The 19274-nt window shown below is 45.1% G+C and carries 9 protein-coding genes; all 9 read right to left on the minus strand.

The window, feature by feature from the left end; genetic code table 11:
- Nucleotides 1–46 precede the first annotated feature (46 nt).
- The gene (locus MHI12_RS22685; RefSeq protein ID WP_405170413.1) at nt 47–1072 is read right to left on the minus strand and encodes a hypothetical protein; all 1026 of its coding nucleotides are present in this window, start codon (nt 1070–1072) and stop codon (nt 47–49) included.
- On the minus strand, nt 1065–4748 hold the full coding sequence (locus tag MHI12_RS22690; RefSeq protein ID WP_405170414.1) for an amino acid adenylation domain-containing protein: 3684 nt from the start codon (nt 4746–4748) through the stop codon (nt 1065–1067). Before MHI12_RS22690 ends, MHI12_RS22685 begins: the two co-directional genes overlap by 8 nt.
- Before the next feature lie 37 nt (nt 4749–4785).
- Entirely contained in the window at nt 4786–5658 is an 873-nt protein-coding gene (locus MHI12_RS22695) for an ABC transporter permease (protein WP_047843969.1), read from the minus strand.
- Nucleotides 5655–6635 carry an ABC transporter ATP-binding protein gene (locus MHI12_RS22700; protein WP_017686951.1) on the minus strand — a complete coding sequence of 327 codons (981 nt, stop codon included), beginning with the start codon at nt 6633–6635 and terminating at the stop codon, nt 5655–5657. Before MHI12_RS22700 ends, MHI12_RS22695 begins: the two co-directional genes overlap by 4 nt.
- Nucleotides 6636–6722: 87 nt before the next feature.
- A complete protein-coding gene (gene fabD / locus MHI12_RS22705; protein WP_341008482.1) occupies nt 6723–7997 on the minus strand; it encodes an ACP S-malonyltransferase in 1275 nt (424 codons plus the stop codon).
- Between the two features lie 30 nt (nt 7998–8027).
- Nucleotides 8028–9098, minus strand: a complete 1071-nt coding sequence (locus MHI12_RS22710) for an HAD-IIIC family phosphatase (RefSeq protein ID WP_405170415.1) — start codon at nt 9096–9098, stop codon at nt 8028–8030.
- A gap of 58 nt (nt 9099–9156) precedes the next feature.
- Complete coding sequence (locus tag MHI12_RS22715; protein WP_017686948.1) at nt 9157–9390, minus strand: acyl carrier protein; 234 nt, start codon at nt 9388–9390, stop codon at nt 9157–9159.
- Between the two features lie 35 nt (nt 9391–9425).
- Nucleotides 9426–10277, minus strand: a complete 852-nt coding sequence (locus MHI12_RS22720) for a 3-hydroxyacyl-CoA dehydrogenase family protein (protein WP_192133323.1) — start codon at nt 10275–10277, stop codon at nt 9426–9428.
- Nucleotides 10278–10304: 27 nt separating this feature from the next.
- Nucleotides 10305–19271: an SDR family NAD(P)-dependent oxidoreductase gene (locus MHI12_RS22725; RefSeq protein ID WP_405170416.1), complete on the minus strand. Its 8967-nt coding sequence runs from the start codon at nt 19269–19271 to the stop codon at nt 10305–10307.
- Between the last annotated feature and the right edge of the window lie 3 nt (nt 19272–19274).

Consider the following 19274-nt stretch of genomic DNA (forward strand, 5'->3'; position numbering starts at 1 on the left):
AGAATTAAATGAATGGGTCTATCTTATCGGCGATACATCGTATTAGTTATTGTCCTAACTGTGATTGATACTCGTGTTCGAATACATGTTTCATAATAGCCAATTCCATATTTTTCAATTCAATGATTTTATCAAGCATGACATCATACTTTTTGTATACACCCTGCTCCATGATGAATTGATTCATATACATGACCAGATTACGGAGTTTTAAAGCTTCGCTAACCAGCTCTTCTAACCTTATTTTTATCGAAGGATCGGGGAGAAAGTCAAGTATGGCTTGGGCAAGCAGTTGTTTATGTTCGTAGAGCAGGTGAAAAGGATGTATAGCAAACGGTTGATTTTGCATCCCTTCCTTCTGCATACCCAGCATATCAATCATCTTATCGTATATTTCACTTCCAAGATAACGGTGATCCTTTCTCAGAATACTGCGAACTTGATTAGTCTCTCCTACGTATTCTTTCAAAATATTCATTAGATCCTCTTTGGAAAACTGTAGAACCGTTTCATAATAATATTCACTGGGTTCCTTATACTCATCTGTCTTTTCAATGGCCCATATTCCGTTCAGGTAATCCGTAGACCATTCAGCATCGAAATTCGAATCTTGAATAACAGTGTTCTCATCATAGGGAAGCCATTTCTCACCGTAGAATCCATCCCAAAAATCATGGCACAAAAACTCTTTACGATCCGAATCAAATCCAGAGATGAATACCTCATGTTTACCCCCGCCAGGAATATTTCTCAGGAAATAAATATAATTATTCTTTTGAATTAGTTCCACTATAAAATCTTGCAGTTCCCACTGTTTTAAAATCATATCTCTATCGTACACCCTTGTAATCAACATAGGGCATGTCGACATTTTGAATTTGTGCCAAGGATAATATTGTGAACAGACGTCCAATCCATAGCCCCCTTCATCATTGTGACTCAGGATGACCAATAGAAAATTATGATAAATCCAGCTACGTGAACGCTTGTCCAAATCTAGCATGGAAAAGAGACTCGCATGATGTGGGTAGGTAGTCATTAACGGCTCGTTCATTTGCAATTTTTTAATCATGACTGATCTCCAATCCTGAGCAATTTATTAAGTTATGCTTCTCCAGTTCATGAATGGCTTCCAGCTTGCTTGTGAATTTTCTCCACTGATTATGTGTCATATTCTCCCGATATACCGCCTTCGCCAGCACGTTACGTAACTCACTCCAATGATCCTGTATTGCCTGAGCAGCAGAAACAAGATCGGTATGTTGTTCGTATAACCGTTGCATACGATAGGTTTCGACCTTTTTGGCATTCACAATGTCTACAATGGATTGTAGAACAAGTTCAGCATAGACCATATCAGGTGAATCTTCTTCATTGAACTGATACGTCTTCTGTATGAAGGACAGAAGATGACTCATTTCCTGATTAATCTCCTCTGGTGTAACGCGCACATGATCAATAAACATGTCACGCAGTTCTCCCAGCATGATGTTGTTTCTTTTGTGTGAGACCGTTTCACAAGCTGAAAATGCGTAGAACGTGGGTACTTCTTCTTCCTCCATAAAAAGCCGCACGAATCCTTCATAAGCTTGTACAATGTCATTCATAGGCATCTCCATCGGTTGATACGTGAGATTGTCCCGGTGATCATGTTCTATTACATGGAACACTTGCCGCTGGAGATCATACCCATAGATTAATAAGGAATGAGGCCAGTGGGTACGTAAATACATGTCTTTGCGCAAGGACTCGTAATAACAGTCCACTCGGATAATTACTGGGCGGTTCACTTTAACCGCCTCCATAATATCTTTTCGTACATCCTCGCTGTAGGTCTTCGTTTCATAAGTTAGCCCCATACGTTCAATTAGCTGGGCATCTGATAATACAGCTTGATACTCTAATCGGAGTATGCCCTGATGTTCATCGAATCTATAGTGCATTCGGTCGTTGATCATCACAGGCAGTACACCAATCGAATAGAATTTCAATACGGGAAAGAGTGAATTATAGAAACAGTTTTTGTAGAAAACATCATTAAACGGCTCTATTCCTGCGATGATAACTATTGGCCTATGGGAATGATGTAACATAAGATGATCCGCTTCCGCTGTTGCCCCGACTTCTTCGGTAAATTGCTCCATTGCACCATCTGTCTCTGGCATATCCTGCTCTTCAAGAAGTATCTCTTTTTCAGAGTTATGCTCATCCGCTTCATACCCCTTGTTTCGAAGCACTTCAGCCAGTGATGCAATAGTCTCATACCGCATCACTTCATCAGCAGTAAGCGGAATACTCTGCCTCTCCATATCGGCCTCAAGTTTGATGACATTCAGTGAATGCCCCCCAATTTCGAAGAAGCGGGCATGAACGTCAATCTCTTTCAATTGCAATAGATCCGACCACAATTCGGCGAGCACCTGCTCTAATGCATTGCGTGGAAGTGTAATATCTGTCCCTTCTCCCTGTAAGAGCAAGGGGTCTGGAAGAGCTTTTCGGTCCAACTTCCCATTGGCCGTATATGGCATATGATCCAACATGGTGTATCTGGAGGGCAGCATATATTCAGGCAACTCTGTCAGCAAAAAAGATCGCAATTGCTCCTGATTGATACTTTGGCTCTCCGTTACTGTGTAATAGGCACATAACAGGGACTGCCCATCCTGATCGGACTGAACTGTGACCGCAGCAGCCGTGATAGCCGGGTACTGGAGCAACCTGTTCTCGATCTCCCCGAGTTCGATCCGATAACCACGTATTTTCACTTGAAAATCGGAACGACCCAGATACTCCAGATCTCCATTAGCATTGAGACGTGCGAGATCTCCCGTTTTATACATATAAGCGCCTTCATGAAAAGGATCTTTTACAAACCTCTCGGCCGTAAGCTCAGGTCTGTTCCAATAACCTCTGGCTACTCCATCTCCTGCGATGCATAACTCTCCCGTTGCTCCGATTGGCATATGCCGATGCCGCTTATCCAGAATATAAATACGGGTATTGGCAATTGGATGACCAATCAAAATTGTCGTGGTAGGCGAAAGTTCCTTAATGCTCGACCATATTGTTGTTTCTGTGGGACCATACATATTGTAGATTCGGGCAGAGGTCATCCCCGCGACCTCCTCATACAAGGCATACGGTAGAGCTTCCCCTCCAATCATCAATGTTTGAATTACGCTCCACACCGGTGAATTGACTGTAAGCCCAATCTGAAGCATTCGCAGACGAGAAGGAGTTATTTGTATTAATTCAATGTTGTGAGTAACAATTAGATGCGCAATACGGCTTGGACTTAACTGATCCTCCTCTACCGCCATTATCAGTGTTAACCCATTAGCGAGTGCCCCAAGCGTTTCCAGTACAAAGATATCAAAGGAGAATGTTGTGAGGGCGAGAATTCGTTTGCCAGGTTCAAAAGGAATGCTGCGGGATACACCTTCCACAAAGTTTCTTAGTGCCAGATGTTCAATCATGACCCCTTTTGGCCTGCCTGTAGATCCGGAAGTATATATCAAATAAGCCAACTGCTCCGACGAAACAACCGGCAGAGAGATATGTTGTTCATCCCATTCTTCCATGCGAGAAATATCGATTATTTGGCCTGTGTATATGAGTGAGCCGATCAGATCGGGCTTCGTTAGCACAATCGCAGCCTGGCTATCCTCCAGCATGAACTGCAACCGATTATTTGCATATGCTGGGTCCATTGGCATGTAAGCAGCCCCCGCCTTAAGTACACCCAGCATAGCCAAGAGCATGTCTTCCGATCGGGTTAACAGAATTCCTACAACGGCACCTGATCTTACTCCCTGAGCTAACAGGTATTTCGCAAGCTGATCTGATTTGCAATCCAAGCTTTGATAGGTAAGGATATTATCTCCGCAGATCACTGCGGGAATATCCGGCTGTTGTGCAGACCAAGACTGAATCATCTGGATGATTGAACGAGCTTCAGGAAAACGTATCTCCGTATCATTCAGATGTTGAATAACCAGGTCTTCCTTGCGCGAGAGCATCTTTATATGATGTAATCCCTCATCTGGATGGGCTGTACACATCGAGAGCACACGCATCACATGGTCTACAATCTGTTCAATGCTTTCTCGAGAATATAATCCGGCATTGTAATTCATGCGTAACGCCAGCCCTACTTTAGACATTTGAAGTGAAAACACCATATCTGCTAGGGAGCCTGTTTCTTGTAGATTCTCCTGCAAATTGTCCATTCGAACTACAGTGGCCACCCTTGGCAAGTCTGTCCCTTCATGACCAAGCAATTCAAGAATTTTCTCCAGCGAAAGATGGTTAAACTTTCTGGCTGCACCCACAAGGGTCCTGAGCTGAAGAACGAGTTCCTTAAAAGAACACTCTTCACCAAAATTGATGCGAATAGCACGTAGTTGACTTGAATTTGCTGCACCAGACGAAGCGGGAATACCTACTGTTATATCGTCATTGTCCAGATAACGGTGTAACACGTATGTGACACCTGCGAGAAGAAGAATAAATGCCCCAGCTTCGGTATTCCCGGAGATACGAAAGATTTGTTCTGAAACAGGTTGAGGAAATGCAAGTTGCATCTCCTCAAACACTTGCTCACCCCATGTTCCCCTCGTTTTTTCACTAGGGAACATGCTAAATTGAAGGTCCCCCGAGAGATGGTTTAGCCAATATTGCTTCTCCTCTTCGAACTTTCGGCTCGATAATAGCAAATTTTGCATGAATGCACCTGGCTCTGCTGACAATTAGCACGCCTCCCATTCTCTTTGGGATCAAAAATAATCAGATTAGGTTGAGACCTTTTTTCTTTGCCATCTTTTCTACCTTGCGCAGCATAACGATTGAGATGATTGTATACGAAATGGCAAAAAAGATGAGGATGCACCATTCCATCCAGATCGGTGCAAGGGGTACCCAATCTGTTTTGAAACTGTAATAACGCACCATATCATACCCCCAGGTATAAGGCAGGAGATATGCGATCCAACGAACGACTGCCGGAAACTGGTCCACTGGGAAATAAGCACCTGCTACAAATTCAAACATGATAAACAAAATACCCACAATGGATGACACCTGGCGGTACAGAATCCCCAGTAGTGCAATCATGACGCCAAGCGCCATTAATGCAACGATGACCACAAGACAGGTGACTAGAATCATCATGGATTCAGCAAAGTTGAGACCTGCGTACAGAACAAGCAGGATATACATCGGTATGAACACAATGACATTCATTAATGCACTGGCTACAACCGTCCCTACATAATACGCGTAACGAGAGATTGGATTGCAGTACAGATACTCCAAAGTGCCGTTATGGAGATCATTCGTCACGGCACCGAGCGGTGCGTTTAACGCTACTCCGTAGAACAGCCATACAAGTATTGCACCCAGGTAAAAGATAAACAGGTTATCTCCTTGAAGTACATTCTCTCCCTCGTATACAACAAACGTGGACATCAGCAGGAAAAAGAGTACTCGTAGACCCAACTGTAGGAAGTTACCGAAGAAGTTTGGCAGATACCTTACAGCAATCTGCAATTCCTTCACGGTTGTTGCCCACACGACGGTGAAAAATCCGGTAGGTTTACCTATGGCTTGTAGCTTTAGCGTTTCCTGACCTGTCCCGGTTTTAGCGTATTCGATACTCACTGTTCTCTGCCTCCTGCCAATGTGTACTCTAAATTCTCATCAGACTTCACATAGAGCTGAACAAACAAATCTTCAAGTGTTAGTTGTCTATGCTGAATGGTCGTATGGATATTGCCTTCTTTTAATTCACTAATAACCGCGCCCATCCCGTCGTACAGGTTCGTGATTCCGAAGGAAACAGTGTCTTCCTCCTCACGAATAATAGTGGAAGTTACCTCCGGCAGAGCAGTGATTCGCTCCTGAATGGAAGGGGGCAAGTCTGCTCTGGGAATGTCGATGAATTCGACTGCGCCCAGATTGGATTTTAGTTCGGCAATTGTACCTGTTTTAAGGAGCGTTCCTTTGCGCATCAGGGACACCCGGTCCGTCATGTCCTCTACCTCAGTCAGAATGTGAGAGGTCAGAATAATGGATTTCCCCTCATCCCGCACATAACTTTTAATGAACTCGCGTACACGTCTGGAGATCACGGGGTCCAGTCCCTTGGTCGGTTCATCCAGATATATCACTTCAGGATCATGCAGCAGGGCTCGCATAATGACAACGGTTTGCTTTTGGCCTCCCGATAATTGCATAAATTGCTTGTTCAGATGTTCCGAGAAATCCAGATACGTACTTAATTTGTCGATCTGGTTTGAAATCTCTTGTTTGCTAAGTCCGGTAAGTCTTCCAAAGAATATCAAGTTCTCTCGAACAGTTAATCTCGCATAAGCAGAGCGTTCAGTATCTTGACCCACGTATCCGATTAGTCTCCTGATGATGTTCGCATCGGTATCCAAATCGTAGCCGCCGATATTGACAATTCCGGAGTCCTTGGTCAACAGAGTCGCCAAGACTTTAATAAAAGTTGTTTTACCTGAACCGTTGGTCCCCAGAATTGTGTGGATCTCACCCTTGCGAAGCTCAAAGGACATGTTATCTAACGCTAGGTGTTTACCATAGGACTTAGTGACGTTCTCAGCGGATAGCACTCTCACTTGTTCTCCCCCTTTATGTATTGCCTGTATTGCTGAATACATGGGAGGGCGAATACGCTATTGCAGCGCATTTCGCCCCTAATGTAATCACTTTACGCCGACAGCTTCGTGTACCAGATACTCCGCCAGTTCGTAGTAATGTCCAGTATCATCAATGATATGATTCATCCACTGATTTCTTTCTTTAACAGGTAACTTTTTGGTTTCAAAGATGCCCTTGAGCAGTTCCAACGCTTCTATCATTTGCTCTTTTGAAGGTTTGTCCCCTGCATTTTCAACCTGCTCCTGAATTGCCTGGATTCGTTTGTAACGCTGAACAACACCTTGTTGATACTCTGCTTCATCCCAATTCTGGTTCGGCGTTGCCACTGCAATTGCTAAACATTTAGTTATGACTGTGGGTACTCCTTTTTTCTTCTTGCCATCCGATTGAAACATGCTGATCAATTTTTGACGTTCCGCTTTTTCGCCAAAGCAGAGCGAATTGATATCAGGACAGTTCGTTTTGGTCAATTTATTCAGTACATTTTTGGGTCCCATTTCGATGGCAAGTGTTACACCAAAACGCTCAAGGTATTGAAGAATCCGTGTCCATTGCACAGGTTTGACCATCTGATCTGTCAGCAATCCCGGAATTCGCTCCACATCACCATAAGGTTGACCTGTAACATTGGATAGTACCGGCCATTTGAACATATTGTACGAATACTTTGCCAGTTCTTGGCCGAGCCGCTCTGCATCTTCCGCCATCAGCGAACTATGAATGGGTGCACTGGACATTAGGGGAGTAACCTGACCATCGGCATCCAATACGGCTGCTTCGATCTCCTCCAGTACGTATTGATGACCGGATACGGCAGCTTGTGTTGGCGAATTATAACAGGAGACCACAGCTACACCTTGCTCGCCGCTGTATTGTTCACAGAGTTGCTCCACGATGGATGCGTCAATACCGTCCATAATGGTCATTGATCCTGTGCCCCGATCAATATGAATCTGCATCATCGCACCACGCAATTTGGTGATTCGAACAGCATCGGAAAATGTCATGGCGCCTGAACATACCAACGCCGAATATTCACCCATACTGTGACCTGCACAGAATTGTGGTCGAATCCCCACTTCTTCCATATACACTCTGAAAGCCGCTACATTCGTTGCCAGAAGAGCAGGTTGCATGTTCTCATTCTGATTCAGTTCAGATAGACTTCCTTCAAAACATAGTTTTGCCAGATCCACACCTGCAACGTCACTCGCTTCCTCGTACGTTTGCTTGGCAATGCTATATTGATCATAGAAACTCTTTCCCATACCTACATACTGAGAACCTTGTCCCGGAAACAGCAGTGCTATTTTTTCCATGTCGTAACCTCCATTAATAGGGTTGGTGTATTAATTATTAATAATGTTCAGTTCCACATATGAAGGAATTTTCTGAATATAGCTCATGTCGTGTTCAAAAATGACAAGGTCCTCTTCCTGATGGATTTCTTTGAATCCGCCAAATTTATAGGTCAGATACATCATCCGATTACGATCGGTCATTTTGAATTCAGCCCGTATCTTGACCCCGGCTTCTTTCGCCTGTTCCAGGATATAATTCATGAGAATCGTGCCTACCCCTCGTGACATTACACGGCAAGACATCAGCAGCAGCTTCACGGTCCAGTACTCCTCTTCCATCTCAAGCAAAGCGAGTCCAATTTTTCCATATGCTCCATACTTGTCTTCCAATCCTGTAATGAGAAGTTTGTGATTAGGAGATTGACTGAGTTGTTCCAGATCTTCATAGGAATAGGTATACCCTGTGGTGTTCAGCTGATGAGTCCGCACCGTCAACTCTTCTGCACGCTGCAGATCATCTCCCTTGAGGGGTGAAATCGTGAATGTCATGCCAAGTGAAGCCAGAAAGTCATCTTTGGGACCTGTGAATTCATCTTCCGCCTTATTACGGATCTCATCGCTTTTGTACATTAAACGGCGAAGTTTGGAGTCCTCCGTAATAAATCGGGGATTCATCATCTCCATGTCGGGAATGTCCAGGTACTGGGCAGCATCTATGCATCGAACTTCAGCATGCTCAAACTGTACCTCTTCCAGCTCAAACATCTGATCATCCACAAAAGCAACCGTATTCGCTCCGATATTAATGGAAGTTATGATGGATTGAATGGAGCTCGACTTGGAATTCCAGTGAATCTGGGGGTATAGGAAATATTCATGAATTCCGAATTCCTCAAGCTTCTCCATGGCTGTCTGATGGTCATTTTTACTGGCGATGGATTGTAGAACTCCACGCTCGTCCAGTGTCCGAATCACATCCATAATTCCCTCTCTCAAGACAACATTCTCATCTTCCAGAAGGACACCTTCCCAGATTGTATTATCCAGATCCCAGACGACCAGCTTCACCTTCTCTTGCTTTTGCTTGTCCATTACCGAACTTACCGATGGATCACCCATACCTGAACCCCTCCTTGGCATATTGTTCCAAACTATTGCTTCAAGACCATCAAGCAGTCTATGCTGTCTTTCGTTCAATCAGTTCATTAATCTTGTTCAACGTACGGAAGTTGCTCAGATCCATATCCTGGGTCTCAATCCGAATGTTGAATTCTTTCTCCAGAAACATCACCATCTGCATCGCAAACAGGGAATTGGCAAAACCCAATTCAAAAATATCCTCATCATCCTGAATTTCACGTTTGCGATAGAAACGACTCAGAAATGTTTTCACTTTGACTTTGGACTCCATGCACAGTCACCTCGTATAATTTATAGTCGATACACTTACAGAATCACGTGCTCAAAGAAGCCTTGACCGCTTTTTGCGCCTAACAATCCGGCATCCACCATCTTGCGAAGCAAGGGACATACTCTGTATTTCGGGTCCTGATAACTCTCATAGAGTACATCCAATGAATGAACTACAGTATCCAAACCAATCAAATCCGCTGTGTGAAGTGGACCCATCTTATGTCCGAAACATTTGACGAATATGTCATCCACCTCTTCCGGTGAAGCTACCTGATCCTGAACGACAAAGGCAGCTTCATTCATTAGTAGATGGGATATTCGGTTAGATACAAAACCGGGAAGATCTTGTACCAGTATGGCTTCTTTGCCCATGGTATGGAGCAGGGATCTGGTCGCTTCAATCGTTGTATCCGATGTGTGATAACCCTGGATAGCTTCGACTACGGGCTTTAACGGGACCGGATTCATAAAATGTACACCGATGACCTTGTCAGGTCGTCTGGTGATGGAACCAACTTTTGTAATCGAAATGCATGATGTATTGACCAAATAAATGCAAGAATCGGGGCAATAGTTTTCAAGCTGTGCATAGACCTCTTTTTTCACATCCCATTGCTCAGGCACGTTCTCAATAATAAAATCAGCATCGCTGAGCGAGTCATAATGTGTCGTAAACTCCACACGCGAGAGCACCGTTTCCGGGTCTTCGGCCTCGGTATCCTTGTTGTAGAATCCCGAAAATCGGATATTGGTAAACAAGGCTGTTCTCGCCTGATCCAAAACTTCATCACTCACATCGATCAAAACCACGTTGTGCCGGGACTGGGCAAGGCTCTGCGCAACCCCTTTTCCCATGACGCCTGCTCCGATTACACCAACCTTCATTCCTATCAACGCCCCTCTGTGATCTGGCTAGAAATTGAAATTCACTTCTTCATCTACAGCTTCATCCGTGATATCCGTGACACGATCAACTTCAATATCATAGATCAATGTATCCGGCTGCTCTGAAACTATCTCAAGAATTTTCACAAAATCTTTGGCGATATATTCAGCTGTGCTAGGCAAGAACAAGCTTGTATTATATTCCAGAATAAACTCGATCGTACCCTCCCGCTCAATCGCATCCAGTGCCAAATCAAACCTTGAAACTCCACTGTCATAATCGATTAATGTGCCTTTGAAAGCCTCAATCTCTCCGGTGTACATCCCTACATTTTGCAGTGCAAAATACACATCAAACAGCGGATTTCTGCTCGGATCACGTGTACTATTCACAAGCTGTACAATTCGGTCGAATTGACAGTCCTGATGTGCAAAAGCCGATAACGTACGCTGCTTCACGTCCAGAAGTAACTCCCTGAATGAGTCATCAGGCACAGGTTCGTTTCTCAGGACGATTGTATTCACAAACATGCCAATGGTGGCATCAAAGTTACCCTGTTGGCGACCCGTTACTGGTGAACCGATGAGTATATCACTCTGGTTCGTATATTTATGCAATAGGACATTTAAGGCGGATAAGAGCAACATATATAGCGTGGTTCCTGTACGTGCTCCGAGCTTGCCTATACGAGCAGTGAGTACTCCGTCGGCATAAAAAGTCATTTTGGCTCCATCATAGGTTTTTCGATCAGGCCGTGAAAAGTCTGTTGGAAGTTGCAGTGTGGGCAACGGCCCTTTCAGCGTTTCCAGCCAGAAGGCTTCCTGTGATTTAATCGAATCCGATTGCTGATACTGGTTGCTCCACTCCGAGTAATCCCTATACTGATAAGGAATATTCGGTAGAGGTGAACCACTGTACATTGACGTGATTTCGTGCATCATATTGTCCATCGACATTCCATCTGTAACCAAGTGATGCACATCGAACATCAACAGATGGCGACCGTCATCCAACGAACCAACAATCATGCGGATCAACGGTGCTGCTTCCAGATCAAACGGTCGGACAAACCGCTTCACTACATCTTCCACTGCTTCCGTTCCACGAATAACATCTGGCAACGTTTCGATCGAAAAATCCACGTTCTCGTGAATTCTCTGAATCGGCTCTCCTTGTTCCCAGTGAAATGATGTACGGAACGATTCATGGCGCTGAATCAGAGTGTTCATATAACCGTTCAACGTGAATGGGTCAAAATTCCCCTCCATAATCAACGCTTTGTTCAGGTTATAGCTGATGTTGTCCGGGTCCTGAGTGCAAAGGTAGAATATCCTTTTTTGAGCTGATGAAAGTGGATATTTTTCTTTGACTTCTGCATGAGGGATAGACTGTTGTCCGACTGTTGCATTCTCCACATCGACCAGAGATTGCAGGTGAACTCCCAGTCCCCAGATCGTCGGATATTGCAGCACATCTGAAGGATTAACCTGTATCCCCGTTTCCCTGTATATATCCGATGCCATCTTGAGCCCAATAATGGAATCTCCACCATATTCGTAAAAATCATCATACAGATCCATTTCTGTCAGTCCCAAATGAAGTGACCAAATCCGGGATAACATCTGTTCCATGGCTGTATATTGACCATCATTGCGGCCGTGTAATGAGACTTCTTTGTTCAGCGTTGCCTTTCTCATCTCCACTTCAGCAATCACGCTGGCACTTTGATCTTGAATCGTGTTGTATACGTCCTCCGACATCATCATTGGCATATCACCTACGTAGGCCATATATTCCGAGTCATAATTCAGTTCGCCGATGATAGATCGATGCACTTTACGCTGAAAAGCCTGGTCAAAGGCCTTTAATGCAGACTTTGTTAAAACAGACTTGAACACCATGTCATCATTTACGCCAAAATCTTTGGCCATCCCGGTCTCTTTCCAGGCCACCCAATTGATCGTTAACGTTCGTCCGCCCCTGCGATTGCGATACGCTGCATAAGCATCCAGATAACTATTCGCTGCTGAATAATCTCCTTGACCCGGAGAGCTGAATAATGTTGAAGTGGTTGAGAACAGAACAAGAAAATCCAGAGAGTCTTGGGCTGTTGCCTGATCAATATTCCAGGTTCCCTGGACTTTCGGAAGCAACACACGGTTAAAGGTCTCCGCATCCTTGGATGCAAGGAATCCTTCACCGGCTACTCCTGCACCATGAACAATGCCATCCACTTTGCCGTACTGCTCTCTGATGTCCTCCATGAGTCTTGATACTTGTTGAAGATCACCTGTATCCACGCTGTAGAGACCTACTGTGGAACCTCTGGTCTCAATCGAATGTATCCATTTAATTTTGTTGCATTGCTCCAGATCCTTGTTATCCTCCAAAATGGCTGGCCATGTTTCCCGATCAGGGAAATCCGATCTGCCTGCAAGAATCAAGGTAACGTTGTGTCTGTTGGCAAAATGTTCTGCGAATGCTCGGCCAATGCCGCCCATTCCGCCAGTGATGAGATAGACCCCTTGCTCCTTAATGGTTACATCAGAGAGCTCAGCTCCCAACAGATCTGTCTTCCTAAACTCTTCCACATATCGTTGACCCTTCCGATAAGCAGTGGAGTAGAAAACATCATCTGCATTCATTGCATTGAGCAAAATAGGAATAGCGGTGTCATCATCTATATCCATGACCTTGCATTCCAGCTGAGGATGCTCTTGTCCAATGGCTTTGCCCAAGCCAAACATCGTTGCGTATTCAGGAGCAAGATGTGATTCGTGGCCGCTAACTTCGTGAACGTACTGGGATAACAGCACAATGTGCATTCGATTTCGCAATCCTGCACCTGCAATGGCTTTTGTGAGGTAAAACAAGCTATGCACCCCTCGGCATAAGGCATCCTCCAGTTCCTTCGGACTCTCGGGTGCTGTATAACCGTTTATGGTAAAGGTGTGAATAATCTGATCTATTCTGTGGTTCTTCGTAGCCTTCAATAATTGCAGATACTGCTCCTCCGAGCCATCAATCTGATAATGAACCGGAGAGATCTTCGCATATGTTGCACCAAGCGTAACTTCAATTACATGTGCTCCACGTTCAGTAAGTTCCCGGGAGAGACTGTCACATAACGGAATTGTCCCCTTCAAAAGCAAGACAGTTTGCGGATTCGGAATGAGCCGCTCAGGATTACTCGCTTCCACCCAGCCAATGGTGTAATGCATCGTTGGTTCTTCCTTCTGCACAACGGATGGTTGAACCGCAACTCGTTCGGGAATATCAATCCAGCAACGATTGCGCTCGTAAGGATACGTTGGAAGATGGAGCCGGAAGGTTTCCTCTTCTGCGTACAATCTGGACCAGTCAATATCGGCTCCCTGTGTATAAAGAATCGATATTTCCTCCAAGTGCTGATCTTCCCATCCGTGCTCGTTAATGAGCCTCAGTACCCTGTCTGACTGCTCGTTTAATTCACGAAGTTTTTGTTCCGTCAATTCACCAACACCCGGCTCCTTCGTCTCAGGAACCATTCGATGTTCAGATGCATAAGCAACGGGCGGTTTAATCTCGCTAAACGGGCATCCACGCAGCTTGTCCAATCGGGCCACCAGCTCTTCTTTGTCTTTAAAAGCAATGGCGATACGCAACTTGTAGTGTCCTCTTCCCTGAGCGGCTGTTCCACACAGGCTTAACAAATCCAGTTCATCGTAACTATCGAGATAATCATGATAAGCTGCAATCAATCTGGACAGAGAGTCTTTACTTTTGGCGGAAAGAGGCAAAATATAAGGTCTGCGTTCCTCTGCTTGGACAAATGTCTGTACCGGGGCCTCTTCCAGGATAACGTGACAATTGGTTCCACTAATCCCAAACGCGCTGATCCCACAACGTCGCGGTCCTTCCTCGGAATGCCAAGTACGAAGACGGGTATTCACAAAGACCGGTGAATTGGAAAATTCAATAATTCGATTAGGTCGATTAAAGTACAGTGTCGGAGGAAGCTTTTTCTCACGCAGCGCCATGACCGCCTTCACCAAACTAATCACTCCAGCAGCCTCCGAAGAATGCCCCAAGTTGGTCTTGATGGAACTCACCGCACAGAATTGCTTGCGATCTGTGTAGCTCGACAGTGCATCGGATATGCCCTTAATTTCAATCGGATCTCCCAATGTCGTGCCCGTGCCATGAGTTTCAATGTAGGTGATTGTCTCCGGTTCAACTCCTGCATCCTCCAAAGCAGATATAATTACCTCTGTTTGAGATGCCGGATTAGGTGCCGTGATGCCTATTGAACTGCCATCCTGATTCACAGCCCCGCCTTTAATTACAGCATGGATCGAATCATGGTCATCCAATGCCTGCTGAAGTGATTTCAGCAGTACCACTGCAACCCCTTCTCCAATACCTGCTCCATCTGCTTCATCATCAAAAGCTTTGGAGCGATGATCTGTAGACTCGATACCAAGTTTCATATTTTCATCATCCACCGGGCACAGGTTAATCTTGATTCCACCAGCCAGTGCATAATCACATTGTCCGCTACGAATAGCTTTGCAAGCCATGTCTACAGACACCAATGAAGATGAACAGGCCGTATCAATAACCATGCTTGGACCCTTTAGATCCAATAAATATGAGATCCGGGCAGACATCATTGCTGTCAGATTACCCACCATGGAGCTTGATCCGCTCCCAGGATCAACTTCATATAAGAGACGTGCATACAGATCTCGCAAGGTTGCCGCATATCCCAGATATACGCCTGTTTTACTACCGCTCAATCTGGTGCCGCCATACCCTGCATCCTCAATTGCAGTCCACGCAGCTTCAAGAAATAATCGCTGATTGGGATCCATTAGACTTGCTTCCTTAGGCGATAACCGAAAGAAACCTGCATCAAACTTGTCTATGTCTTCCAGATACGCGTTCTCGTTGTATTTCATCTGTGCCTGGTCATGACCTGTGAACGCAAAATGCTTGTCAATATCCACTTTTCTCGATTCCGGAAACGACCGAACCAGATCCGTGCCGTTGACGAGATGTTCCCATAACTCCTCAGGTGTGGAAGCAAGCGGCACATTCACAGCCATGCCGATAATCGCAATATCTCCATCTCGTTCTGCCACAGTACGCTTCTTGAGATGCATTGCAGGAGAAGGACGCTGTTCCTCCTTCTTGTTTTTTCCACTGATAAATTTTGCGAGATGATGTACATTCGAGTATTCGAACAGGTCCGTAACATTAATGGCTCCTGGAAAAATTCGCTCAATCTCACTCTGAATTTTCATTAGCAGAATAGAGTCCGCACCTAGTTCAAAGAAGTTGTCGTGAATATCAATTTGATCAAAACCTAATATTTTTCTGCAACATTCGGCCACACGTTTTTCCGTATCACTAAACTCTTCGTTGAGACTTCCTGTCAGACTTACTTCTCCTGCTGGATTTGTTGTTACACTCTTTGCTTTGTTCGCTTTTTCCTGCTTCTTTTTTTCCTTAAATAGTTCAATTTGCGCAGTCAGCACAGGAGAGAGCATCACCCCTGATTTTTCGAGTAGGAAGACTCCACCGTTCTCATAATTGAGATAACCTACAAGTGCTCTCGGTACATTATGGGATAACACCTGCTCAAACCCATCAAGAGCCTTACCCGTTGGCAACGTCTTAAAAATGGTATCGATTGTGAAACCACCTTCAAGAGCCATACCGGTTTCTTTCCAGGTCGTCCAGTTCACCACATGTGTCCTTCTGCCAAGCTTGTTCCGATATTCCCCGTAGGCATCCAGATAAGCATTGGCTGCGGTATAATCTCCTTGAACAGCTCCGCTAAACATCGTTGCTACTGAAGAAAACAGAATAAAGAAGTCCAGATCATCCGAATGGGTAACTTCATCCAAAATGCGTGTACCCATTACCTTCGGATTGAAGATGCTTTTAAACTGGTCATCCGTACGATTCATCAATAAGTCGGATCTTCCGATTCCCGCGCCATGGATAACCCCCCGGATCTTCCCATGACGTTGACGCAGCTCTTCTACAATTGGAACTACCTCTTCTTTTTTGGAAATGTCAGCGCTGTATATTTCAACGGTAGCTCCCATATTTTCAATATCAAGCACTCCCTGAATCTTTCGGCATAACGACTGATCCTGCTGTGCTTCCAAAATTGCTTCCCATGTTCTCCGAGGTGGAAAGGCAGTACGATTAATCCAGGCCAGATGTACCTTGTCCCTGCCGGCCAAATATTTGGATACTTCAATCCCGATACCTCCGGCTCCACCAGAGACAAGATATATCCCTTCTGAATGAAGAGCCGGAAATTGTCCATTGTTACTGTCCGACTCTGCAACAGGCTGGAGTGTACCGAATGACTGAATATACCGTTTGCCCTCTCGAATGGCGGTAAGGAAGTGATCTGTTTTTCTGAAAACAGACTCTGCACTCCCTTTGCTCCATAGCATATCTTCCAGGTCGATAACTCGACATTGTATGTTCAGATGCTCCTTGCGTATGACCTTGGCAAGACCTTCTAGGGGTGCGAGCTCGGGTCTAAGAACCTGTTCTTTGCCTGTGACATGATGGACACATTGGGTCAAAATCACCATATCCATATCATAATCAATACCATGTCTGGTCAAAGAACGAACCAGATACAGCAGGCTGTAAACGCCGCGTTCCTGTGATTCATTCAACTCCACCAGATTCTGAACAGAAGTGTCCGAAGCAAAGGTAGGTGCATAGATGACCTGTGACCATGCTTTTGAATCCAAAGCATTGACTAAAGAATCAAAATCGACCTCACTGGAACCAATTCGAAAATCAGTATCGTTCCGCTGTTCAAAGTAATCTCCCGGGCAAACCATAATGACGTCCTTACCCGATTGTTGCAAAAGCAATGCAAGGTCAGCCCCACCTTTGTCATCGGCTGTAAAGAGTACAACTCTCTCGCTTGAATGAACTTCGTTATCCTCGTAATCTCCCTCAAGCTCATGCCACGTAAGAGAAAACAATCCGTTGACATGGTGGACACTCTCTTCTGCTGGTCTGCTTCCCATGTCAATCCAGCACTTCTGCGAATCAAAAGGATAACCCGCCAGAGGTACGGTCTTCGTAGACTTGCCCTCATACAGACGCCACCAGTCCACGGATGCCCCTTGCACGTAAAGAGTACACAGGCGCCCCCAGTCGAATGTAGCCTCATTCATCTGGTTCAATTCTTGCCGGACCTCTTCACTTAACGCACGAACGTTTTTCTGAGTAATATCATGTACCCCTGAAACTTCCCGATTGTCGCTGATCAGTCGGTGTTCCCCATAATGAAACCAAGATGCTGTGAACGTATGAATGTCTCCAGATATAACCTGGGTCAGCTTAATGCGCAAATCCTCCAAGTGTTCAGCCAAAATGATCACTCGGTGAGCATAATGTCCGCGACATGCATTGGCTGTTCGACACACATCCAGTAATGAATACCTGTCGGGGAAGGTAGATACTCCGTCCAGATACTGTTTCATCAGAACTTGAATTCCATTATCTGATCCCGCAGACAACGTGAATGGATGAACACCCTTATGCCCATCATGCGTAACGTTCAAAGTGGCCTGTACAGGAGCTTCTTCCAGCACTATATGACAATTCGTTCCGCTCAAACCAAATGTACTTATCCCGCATCTACGCGGATCAGCACCTCGCTCCCACTCTCTTAACCTTGTATTGACATAGACGGGTGAATTCCCGAAATCAATATTCAGGTTTGGATAATTAAAATGAAGGGAAGGCGGGAGTTTCCGATGATACAACGATAAAAGTCCTTTAATCAGACTGGCCATACCTGCTGTTTCATACAGATGACCGACATTGGTTTTGACCGAACCAATTGCACAAAATTGCTTTTTATTCGTATATTTTCGGAAAGCACGCTCCAGCCCCTGAATCTCGATAGGGTCACCCAGATTGGTTCCTGTTCCATGGGTTTCAATATAGGCCAGGGACTCCGGGTGGATGCCTGCTCGCTTCCACGCCTCCTCGATTACTTCGGATTGAGCAACCGGATTGGGGGCCGTGATGCCCATGGACGTTCCATCCTGATTCAAGGCGATGCCTTTGATTACACCATAGATGTGGTCTCCATCCTTCTGAGACTGACGAAGCGGCTTCAAAATTACTGCAGCCACACCTTCGCCCATACCGGACCCATCTGCTTCTTTATCAAAAGCTCTTGTCCGGTAGTCGGTGGATTCAATCCCTATCTTCAGAAAATCATTATCCACTGGCAAAATATCCAGCTTAACTCCTCCGGCAATCGCCATGTTGCAATCCCCGTTCATCAGCGATTTACAAGCCAGATAAACGGATACCAACGAGGACGAACAAGCCGTATCCACTACCATGGTCGGTCCTTTTAGATTAAGCAGATACGAGATGCGGGTTGGAAGCATTGACGCGATATTTCCAGTCATCGCAATAGACAACTCTTCCGGATTGGTATCCTTGATCATTTCCTTATAGTTGTTGCTATTGGCAAATCCGGTAAAGACGCCGGTATTGCTTCCTGCAAGCCTTTGCCCGCCGTAACCGGCATCTTCGATGGCATGCCATGCCGTTTGCAAAAACAAACGATGACAAGGGTCCATCAGACTGGCCTCTTTTGGCGAGAGACGGAAGAACTTATAATCGAATTGATCCACTTCATCCAGAAAAGCTCCATCCAGATATTGAAGGAATTCGTCTGAATATCCGCTTAGTTTGAGGTACTCATCCGTTACAGATCTTCGATCAGATGGATAATCACCTATGCAATCAATCCCCTGCTCAACAATGTGCCAGTATTCCTCCGGACGATTCGCATGGGGAAATTTAAGGCTCATGCCTATGACTGCTATATCCTCTTGATGATTTGCTTCTTCCTGCTTCAGCAGATTGATGACCTGAATCCCCGTCACTTTGTCAATTTTGCCGGAGGCTATGTTTTCAACAACATGTTTGTAGACTTTCTCCACAAG

The sequence above is a fragment of the Paenibacillus sp. FSL H8-0280 genome, from assembly GCF_045040665.1.
Taxonomy (GTDB): Bacteria; Bacillota; Bacilli; order Paenibacillales; family Paenibacillaceae; genus Paenibacillus; species Paenibacillus xylanexedens_A.